This is a genomic window from Niallia oryzisoli (genome assembly GCF_036670025.1).
Lineage (GTDB): Bacteria > Bacillota > Bacilli > Bacillales > Cytobacillaceae > Bacillus_BD > Bacillus_BD oryzisoli.
The window spans coordinates 1-10,000 of sequence record NZ_CP137640.1; the positions used below are offsets into that span (position 1 = coordinate 1).

Consider the following 10,000-nt stretch of genomic DNA (forward strand, 5'->3'; position numbering starts at 1 on the left):
TTGGAAAATATTACGGATCTTTGGAATAGTATATTAGCTAATGTTGAAAAGAAGGTCTCAAAGCCTAGCTTTGATACATGGTTAAAAGCTACGAAGGCCCATTCCCTTCAAGGAGATTCTTTAGTTGTAACTGCTCCGAATGAATTCGCACGAGATTGGCTCGAAGAACGGTATTCTCCGTTAATTACCGGGGTCTTATACGAGATTACCGGAGAAGAATTCACTGTCAAATTCATTATTCCGCAAAGCCAGACCGATAAGGGAGAAAAAATACCTTCTCCTCTTAAAGAAACAAAAAAGGTCGATAATCATTCAGAATTTCCAGCTAGTATGCTGAATGAAAAGAACACCTTTGATACCTTTGTTATTGGATCTGGAAATCGATTTGCCCATGCAGCCTCGCTAGCTGTAGCTGAAGCACCTGCGAAAGCCTATAACCCGCTATTTATCTACGGAGGGGTAGGTCTCGGAAAAACCCACCTAATGCATGCAATTGGTCATTACGTTTTGTACCATAATCCTTCCGCAAAGGTCGTCTATCTTTCTTCAGAAAAATTTACGAATGAATTTATTAACTCTATTCGGGATAATAAGGCTGAAGAATTTCGCAATAAGTATCGAAATGTCGACGTTCTTCTAATTGATGATATTCAATTCTTAGCGGGAAAAGAATCTACCCAGGAGGAATTTTTCCATACATTTAATACTTTGCATGAAGAAAGCAAGCAGATTGTCATCTCTAGTGACCGGCCGCCAAAGGAAATTCCAACACTTGAGGAGCGCCTGCGATCACGCTTTGAATGGGGTCTGATTACAGATATTACACCACCTGATTTGGAAACAAGGATTGCCATCTTGAGAAAAAAAGCAAAAGCGGATGGACTTGAAATTCCCAACGAGGTCATGCTGTATATTGCCAACCAAATTGATTCGAATATTAGAGAATTGGAAGGCGCACTGATTCGGGTGGTTGCCTATTCTTCATTGGTAAATAAGGATATTAATGCGGATTTAGCTGCAGAGGCTCTAAAGAACATCATTCCATCCTCAAAGCCTAAAGTGATTACGATTCAAGAAATTCAACGGGTGGTTGGAGAGCATTATAATGTAAAATTGGAAGACTTTAAGGCGAAAAAACGGACCAAGTCGGTTGCTTTCCCAAGACAGATTGCTATGTATTTATCGAGAGAGCTTACTGATCTTTCCCTGCCGAAAATTGGTGAAGAATTTGGCGGGCGCGATCATACAACGGTTATTCATGCCCATGAAAAAATATCAAAATTACTTCAATCGGATTCACAACTGCAAAGAGAGGTAAAAGATATTCATGAGGAGTTAAAAGCTTAATCGATCAACTGCAATTTATAGATATTTTATTCAATGGTTTAGCTTACCGAATCTACTATAACCTTTAAACAATTAAATAGTGTGTATAACTTTGCTTAATTCGTACACAGTTTGTCCACATGTGGATAGACTGTGTTTCCTTACGTATTTTGAGTTATCCACATAATCACAGGACCTACTATTACTATTATTATTTTTATAAAAAAATATATATATAAATTAGCCTAAAACGGAGGATTAAAAATAATGAGATTTATAATCCAACGGGATCACTTAGTTCAAAGTGTCCAGGATGTTATGAAAGCAGTAACGAGCAGAACAACCATTCCAATCCTAACTGGAATTAAAATGGTTGTGTCAGATGAAGGTGTTACTTTAACAGGAAGTGATTCAGATGTTTCAATAGAATCCTTTATTCCAAAAGAAGAGGATGATAAGGAAATTGTCGATATTAAACAGACTGGTGCAATTGTGCTTCAAGCAAAGTTTTTCAGCGAAATGGTTAAAAAGCTGCCTTCTGATACAGTTGAAATTGAAGTGCAAAACCACCTGCAAACAGTCATTCGCTCCGGGAACTCTGAATTCAATTTAATTGGTCTTGATGCGGATGAATATCCACATCTACCACAAGTTGAAGAGGAAAATATATTTAAAATCCCAACGGATCTGCTAAAAGCCATGATTCGACAAACGTCATTTGCAGTGTCCACCTCAGAAACACGCCCGATCTTGACAGGTGTCAACTGGAAGATTGAAAACAATGAACTGAACTGTATTGCAACAGATAGTCATCGTCTTGCTTTAAGAAAAGCAAAGGTGGAAATTGACTCAGCTGCCCACTACAATGTTGTCATCCCAGGAAAAAGTCTTAATGAATTAAGTAAAATTCTCGCTGACAACAATGAGTTAATTGATATCGTTATTACTGAAAATCAAATTTTATTTAAAGCAAAGCATTTATTATTTTTCTCCAGGCTGCTGGAGGGAAATTATCCTGATACTTCGAGACTGATCCCAACAGAAAGTAAAACAGATGTTGTTTTACAGACAAAGGAATTTTTGCAAGCGATAGACCGCGCTTCATTACTGGCCAGAGAAGGCCGTAATAATGTCGTCAAGCTTTCCACCCTTGAAGATAAGATCGTTGAAATTTCTTCTAATACGCCTGAAGTAGGAAAAGTAGTAGAAGAAATCAAAGCTCTGTCTGTAGAAGGTGAAGAGCTGAAGATTTCCTTTAGCGCTAAATATATGATGGATGCTCTAAAAGCATTGGAGGGAACAGAAATCAAAGTAAGTTTTACTGGGGCAATGAGGCCGTTTATTATCCAGCCGATCAATGACGACTCAATCCTTCAGTTAATTCTGCCTGTTCGAACCTATTAAGTTTATTTGCTAAGGAAAAATCGTTACATTCTTGAAAAGCCGCCGTTTTGCCCGGCGGCTTTTGCTATAAAAGCAAAAAATGGTTCCTGTTACCTTTGAATAGTTCACAAATATTTAGTAAAATGAAGTATTAGATATTATTGATGACGGAGTGAAGACAGCATGAAAACCATAAAAATTGAGACCGAGTATATAACGCTTGGCCAATTTCTAAAAGCTGCAGATGTAATTGCAACGGGTGGAATGGCTAAATGGTTTTTAAGTGAATATGAGGTGCACATCAACGGAGAAAAAGACCAAAGACGAGGCAGAAAGCTTCGTGCCGGTGATAAAATAGAGATCCTTGGTCTTGACACATACATCCTTCAATAGGGTGATCAATTTCCAAAGGATGAATGGAATGTTTATCAAACAATTGCAGTTGAAAAACTATCGGAATTATGAAAAGCTCGATATTCAGTTTGAAAACAAAGTAAATGTAATACTCGGCGAAAATGCAAACGGAAAAACAAATGTGATGGAATCGATCTATGTTTTGGCAATGGCGAAATCCCATCGAACATCTACTGATAAAGATCTTATTCTTTGGGATCAAGATTATGCTAAAATAGAAGGTAGGGTACAAAAACATAATGGGTCTTTGCCAATGGAACTTATTATTTCAAAAAAGGGGAAAAAGGCAAAATACAACCATATTGAACAAAAAAAACTCAGTCAATATGTAGGCAATATGAATGTTGTTATGTTTGCGCCGGAAGACCTCAACCTTGTTAAAGGAAGCCCTCAGGTAAGACGACGCTTTATTGATATGGAAATAGGACAAATTTCTCCTGTTTACCTGCATGAGATTGGCCAGTTAAATAAAATTCTCCAGCAGCGCAACCACTACCTAAAGCAGCTGCAGGCAAAGAAACAAACGGATGAAACGATGCTTGATATTTTAACAGAGCAGTTTATCCAAACCGCTGTAAAGATTACATCAAAACGTTTTGAGTTCCTTCATTTACTGCAAAATTGGGCAGTCCCCATCCATGAAGGTATTTCGCGCGGCCTCGAAACGCTAAAAATTAAATACAAAGCGTCTGTTGATGTATCAGAAGGCCAAGATTTGTCGAAAATGAAAAGTATATATGAAAATAAATATAATCAAGTAAAACAAAGAGAGATTGACCGTGGAGTTACATTATTTGGTCCTCAACGGGATGACCTTCTTTTTTTTGTGAATGAGCGTGATGTACAAACCTTTGGGTCACAAGGGCAGCAGAGGACAACAGCTCTATCGATCAAACTGGCAGAAATAGAACTGATTCATGCAGAAATTGGAGAATATCCAATTCTTTTATTAGATGATGTCCTATCAGAGCTTGATCATTACCGGCAATCGCATTTGTTAAATACAATCCAAGGGAAAGTCCAGACCTTTGTGACGACAACAAGTGTGGAGGGGATTGACCATCAAACATTAAAAGAAGCGTCTACTTTTTATGTGAAAAACGGAACGATAGAAAAGATTCAGTGAGGTGGAAGATTGTATATTCATTTTGGAGAGGAAACCATTATAAAGACAAAAGAAATCATTGCTATTATTGATAAAAATAGTTTTAATTCTTCAACAAATATGGATAATTTTTTACAGCGGTATAAGAATCAATCAGAACATTTTGCTAAGGGATCTTATAAATCTGTAATTGTTACTACTGATCAAATCTACTTTTCCCCGTTAGCTTCAAGTACATTGAAAAAACGGTCACAAAAATGGGCCGTTTCTGAATGATCATCTAGTGTTGGAAGGACTATGCATAGCAAAGGTCTTGAACATAAATAAATTTTGTCCATGACTTTTTATAATAGATTAACCTTTTTACTAATAATTATTTTAACTTCTTTTCTTTCAAAATAAATTATCTTACCTAGATATTCTTAACTGACTTGTAAATAGTTTGGTTTTCTATAGATTACGTAATCAACACCAAAGGAAAGTGTAGGTGACTGTTATGGCAATGGAGCAAAATGCAGTTCCTGAACAAGCATATAATGCCGATCAAATTCAAGTCTTGGAAGGTCTTGAGGCCGTAAGGAAACGTCCTGGAATGTATATCGGCTCAACAAGTGCAAGGGGTCTTCATCATTTAGTATGGGAGATCGTTGATAATAGTATTGATGAGGCCTTAGCTGGTTATTGTACGAAGATTAATGTTGTAATCGAAGAGGATAATAGTATTACTGTAACAGATAATGGGCGTGGTATACCTGTCGGAATCCAGGAAAAAACTGGCCGCCCTGCGGTTGAAGTAATTTTAACCGTTCTTCACGCTGGTGGTAAATTCGGCGGCGGAGGCTATAAGGTTTCCGGAGGGCTGCACGGTGTTGGGGCTTCGGTTGTTAATGCTCTTTCAACTGAATTAGAAGTTTTTGTCCATCTTGAAGGTCATATTCACTATCAGAAATTTGCAAGAGGAGTACCGGTTGCTGATTTAGCTGTTGTCGGAGAAACAGATAAAACAGGTACGATTATTCACTTCACACCAGATCCGGAAATTTTTAAAGAAACAACGGAATTTGAGTATGAAGTGCTTGCAACGAGAATCAGAGAACTAGCTTTTTTGAACAGAGGTTTATCGATATCCATTGAGGATAAGCGTGCTGAAAATAAACGAGCTGAGTATCACTATGAGGGTGGTATTAAATCTTATGTCGAACATCTAAACCGGACAAAGGAAGTCCTTCATGAAGAGCCGATTTATATTGAGGGCGAGCGGGAAGGTATTTCGATTGAAGTTTCAATTCAGTATAACGACAGCTATACAGGAAATATCTACTCATTTGCTAATAATATTCATACCTATGAAGGCGGAACACATGAGTCCGGCTTTAAAACAGCTTTGACAAGGGTTATTAATGATTATGCAAGAAAAAATGGTCTAATTAAAGAAAACGAAACGAATCTTTCCGGTGAGGATGTCAGGGAAGGATTAGTGGCGATTGTATCAATAAAGCATCCCGACCCTCAGTTTGAAGGCCAGACAAAAACAAAACTGGGCAATTCTGAGGTTCGTACAATTACTGATTCTATCTTTGCCGATCATTTTGAGAAGTTTTTACTAGAAAACCCCGCAGTAGCCAAGAAAATTGTTGAAAAAGGTTTAATGGCGACTAGAGCAAGACTAGCAGCTAAAAAAGCCCGTGAATTAACAAGACGAAAGAGTGCTTTAGAGGTTTCCAGCTTACCTGGAAAGCTTGCGGATTGCTCTTCTAAAGACCCGTCTATCAGTGAGATTTATATTGTTGAGGGTGACTCTGCAGGCGGATCTGCAAAGCAGGGCCGAGACCGTCACTTCCAGGCCATTCTCCCATTAAGAGGGAAAATATTAAATGTTGAAAAGGCCCGTCTTGACCGGATCCTTTCAAACAATGAGGTCCGTGCTATGATTACAGCAGCCGGTACGGGTATTGGAGAAGACTTTGATATTTCCAAGGCACGCTATCATAAGATTGTCATCATGACAGATGCCGATGTAGACGGCGCCCATATTAGAACATTATTACTTACATTCTTCTACCGTTACATGAGACAAATCATTGAGGCGGGTTATGTCTATATTGCCCAGCCGCCGTTATATAAAATACAACATGGAAAAAGAATTGAGTATGCGTATAATGATAAACAGCTTGAGGAAGTTTTAGAAACCTTCCCGCCTACGCAAAAACCAAATGTACAGCGGTATAAAGGTTTAGGAGAAATGAATCCTGAGCAGTTATGGGAAACAACGATGGACCCTGCAACACGGACTCTTCTGCAGGTGAATTTAGAGGATGCCATTGAAGCGGATGAGACCTTTGAAATGCTGATGGGTGATAAGGTAGAGCCACGGCGTCAGTTTATTGAAGAAAATGCTTTATATGTTAAAAACCTTGATATTTAAAAGTATATATATCGCAGGATTTTAAACAGCCGGGATAGATTTGATTCTATCCCGCTTTCATGGTTTTTTGCTATATACGAGGGGACTTAATACCCGTTCCAGCGGTTTTTAATAAAAATAAATTTCGACCCAGGAACGATGGAAATCGTTTCATAAAAGGGAGGTTTATAAATTGTCTGAAACTCCAAATTCTAATGTGAAAGAAATTAATATTAGTCATGAAATGCGGACATCCTTCTTGGATTATGCTATGAGTGTTATCGTGTCACGGGCCCTTCCGGATGTGCGTGATGGTCTTAAACCTGTGCATCGCCGAATATTGTATGCAATGCACGACCTTGGCATGCACTCAGATAAGCCATACAAGAAATCAGCTCGTATTGTTGGAGACGTTATCGGTAAATATCACCCACATGGTGACTCAGCTGTTTATGAAACAATGGTTAGAATGGCGCAGGATTTTAACCAGCGTTATATGCTCGTTGACGGCCATGGGAACTTTGGTTCCATCGATGGTGACTCAGCAGCTGCCATGCGTTATACAGAGGCGCGTATGTCCAAAATATCAATGGAGTTATTAAGAGATATCAATAAAGACACCATTGATTATCAAGATAACTATGATGGCGAAGAGAAAGAACCTGTTGTATTGCCATCTCGTTTTCCTAACCTGCTTGTGAACGGTACTTCCGGGATTGCGGTTGGAATGGCGACGAATATCCCGCCGCATCAGCTTGGTGAGGTTATCGACGGAGTTCTTGCTGTCAGCCATGACCCAGAGATCACAGTGCAGGAGCTTATGGATATTATTCCTGGTCCGGATTTTCCTACAGGTGCGATGATTCTTGGACGAAGCGGTATCCGAAAAGCTTATGAAACAGGCAGAGGTACGATAAAAGTTCGTGCTAAGGTTGAAATTGAGCAAAAATCGAATGGAAAAGAAGTTATCATCGTTAATGAGATCCCATATCAGGTTAATAAGTCAAAACTGATTGAAAGAATTGCTGAATTGGTACGCGAGAAGAAAATCGATGGAATAACGGATCTTCGTGATGAGTCTGACCGTAGAGGGATGCGAATTGTTATTGAGGTTCGTAAGGATGCAAATGCCAATGTCTTATTAAACAATCTTTATAAGCATACGGCATTACAAACTACATTCGGTGTTAATCTGCTTGCACTTGTGAATGGTGAACCAAAGGTTCTGAATCTGAAGCAATGTCTTGTTTATTATCTTGATCACCAACGAATAATTATCAGAAGAAGAACAGAATTCGAACTGCGAAAAGCGGAAGCAAGAGCACATATTTTAGAAGGGTTGCGAATCGCACTTGATAACCTAGATGCGGTTATTACTCTCATTCGGAACTCACAAACAACAGATATTGCCCGTGAAGGCTTAATGACAACCTTTAATTTGTCTGAAAAACAGGCACAGGCGATACTTGATATGCGTCTGCAGCGCTTAACCGGTTTGGAACGCGAAAAGATTGAAGAGGAATATCAAAATCTTGTCAAACTTATTGCTGAATTAAAAGCAATTTTAGCAGATGATGAAAAAATCCTCGAAATCATTCGTGAGGAGTTAACAGAAATTAAAGAGCGTTTTAACGATGAAAGACGTACTGAAATCGCTGCAGGTGGAATTGAAGAAATTGAGGATGAAGATTTAATTCCACGTGAAAACATCGTCATTACGCTAACGCATAATGATTATATAAAGAGACTTCCGGTATCCACATACCGTTCGCAAAAAAGGGGCGGACGTGGAATACAAGGAATGGGAACAAATGACGATGACTTTGTCGAGCATTTGATTACAACCTCTACTCACGATACGATTTTATTCTTCACGAATAAAGGGAAGGTATATCGTGCGAAAGGGTATGAAATTCCGGAGTTCAGCCGGACTGCAAAAGGGATACCAATCATTAATTTACTTGGAATTGAAAAAGATGAGTGGGTAAATGCCATTATTCCTGTTGCTGAATTTGAGGATGATTGGTACTTATTCTTCACAACGAAGCATGGAATTTCAAAACGCTCGCCAATTACGTCCTTTGCCCATATTCGAAACAGCGGGTTAATTGCCTTGGGTTTACGTGAAGGCGATGAGCTAATCTCTGTTCGATTAACGGACGGAAATAAAGAGATTATCATCGGAACGAAAAATGGTCTCTTAATTCGTTTCCCTGAAACGGACGTAAGGTCAATGGGCAGAACAGCTTCAGGCGTTAAGGGAATATCCTTAAATGAAGATGATGAAGTCGTTGGAATGGAAGTACTTGAGGAAGACTCTGAAGTGCTGATTGTTACCCAGAACGGCTATGGGAAACGTACCCCGGCTGTCGAATATCGCCTTCAGAACAGAGGCGGTAAAGGGATAAAAACATGTAATATTACTGAGAAAAACGGCAGCCTAGTGTCAATGAAGGTAGTAAACGGCGAAGAAGACATTATGATTATTACAACAGGCGGAGTTCTGATCCGTATGGGTGTAAGTGATATTTCCTCAATGGGAAGAAATACGCAAGGGGTAAGACTCATTCGCTTAGATGAAAATGACGAGGAATACGTTGCAACAGTTGCTCTAGTTGAAAAAGACGAAGAATCAGAGCGGGTTGCTCCAGAAGAAACAGAGGATACTGAAGATGTTATAGTATCCGAGCTAGATACTCAGGACAGTCATGAAGCAGAAGAGGAAGAAGATAATCATACCGAATTGAATGATGAAGAATAATAATAGAGAGAAGCGCTGAACTGAATGGCGCTTCTTTTTTTTTGTGCCAGACACCTTTCGCTTTTTACTATTGCAGTATACTTTCCTATCCTAGTAGAATAAAGGAAAGACGTATTCTCTGAAGGTGAAGTTATGCTTGTCAAAATAGACTATTTGATAGAGGGCTGTATCGTAGCGGAAGATGTTTTCGGAAAAACCAGCTACCCAATTATTAGGAAAAATACTGTTTTAACCAATCAGTTAATCGATACATTAAATTTATTTCTTATTAAAAGTATTGAAGTTGAAAAAACGCTTGTGAATGGAAGTCCATTTTTGCCAGCTGATGCACTTCAGGGGGAGTTCCCCAAGGAAGCAGGAGATGATAATCCTTTTGTTGGAGAAATTGGTTTTACTCAATTATTTCTCCACGCTTCACAGGAATATTTTAAGCAGTTTCAGCTGTGGCAGTCTGGAATGCCAATTGATATGGCGAAGATGAGACTGATTCTTTTGCCGTTACTGAAAGAAGCGATGAGAAAGTCAGGAGAACTATTCTCCCTCCATCATTTATCAAATAATGAAAGGTATCCTTACCAGCATGCGGTTGCGGTCGGGCTGCTTTGCG

Annotated in this window: 8 protein-coding genes (1 of these 8 cut by a window edge); all 8 read left to right on the forward strand. The window is 39.0% G+C overall.

Translation table 11 applies throughout. From position 1 onward, the window contains the following. Complete coding sequence (gene dnaA, locus R4Z09_RS00005; protein WP_338450430.1) at positions 1-1,347, forward strand: chromosomal replication initiator protein DnaA; 1,347 nt, start codon at positions 1-3, stop codon at positions 1,345-1,347. Between the two features lie 246 nt (positions 1,348-1,593). Further along, positions 1,594-2,730, forward strand: coding sequence for a DNA polymerase III subunit beta (gene dnaN, locus R4Z09_RS00010; protein WP_338450431.1), 1,137 nt, complete (start codon positions 1,594-1,596; stop codon positions 2,728-2,730). 162 nt (positions 2,731-2,892) lie between these two features. Next, entirely contained in the window at positions 2,893-3,102 is a 210-nt protein-coding gene (yaaA, locus tag R4Z09_RS00015; RefSeq protein WP_338450432.1) for a S4 domain-containing protein YaaA, read from the forward strand. Positions 3,103-3,130: 28 nt separating this feature from the next. Then, on the forward strand, positions 3,131-4,249 hold the full coding sequence (gene recF, locus R4Z09_RS00020) for a DNA replication/repair protein RecF (RefSeq protein ID WP_338450433.1): 1,119 nt from the start codon (positions 3,131-3,133) through the stop codon (positions 4,247-4,249). Between the two features lie 9 nt (positions 4,250-4,258). Beyond that, the gene (gene remB, locus R4Z09_RS00025) at positions 4,259-4,504 is read left to right on the forward strand and encodes an extracellular matrix regulator RemB (protein WP_338450434.1); all 246 of its coding nucleotides are present in this window, start codon (positions 4,259-4,261) and stop codon (positions 4,502-4,504) included. Positions 4,505-4,730: 226 nt separating this feature from the next. Beyond that, entirely contained in the window at positions 4,731-6,653 is a 1,923-nt protein-coding gene (gyrB, locus tag R4Z09_RS00030; RefSeq protein WP_338453414.1) for a DNA topoisomerase (ATP-hydrolyzing) subunit B, read from the forward strand. Positions 6,654-6,876: 223 nt separating this feature from the next. Continuing rightward, the gene (gene gyrA, locus R4Z09_RS00035; protein ID WP_422392329.1) at positions 6,877-9,393 is read left to right on the forward strand and encodes a DNA gyrase subunit A; all 2,517 of its coding nucleotides are present in this window, start codon (positions 6,877-6,879) and stop codon (positions 9,391-9,393) included. 132 nt (positions 9,394-9,525) lie between these two features. Next, on the forward strand, positions 9,526-10,000 hold the start of the coding sequence (locus R4Z09_RS00040) for an HD-GYP domain-containing protein (protein ID WP_338450436.1). Its footprint extends 620 nt past the window's final position; only the first 475 of its 1,095 coding nucleotides appear in the window; it begins with the start codon at positions 9,526-9,528; its stop codon lies off the right edge, out of view.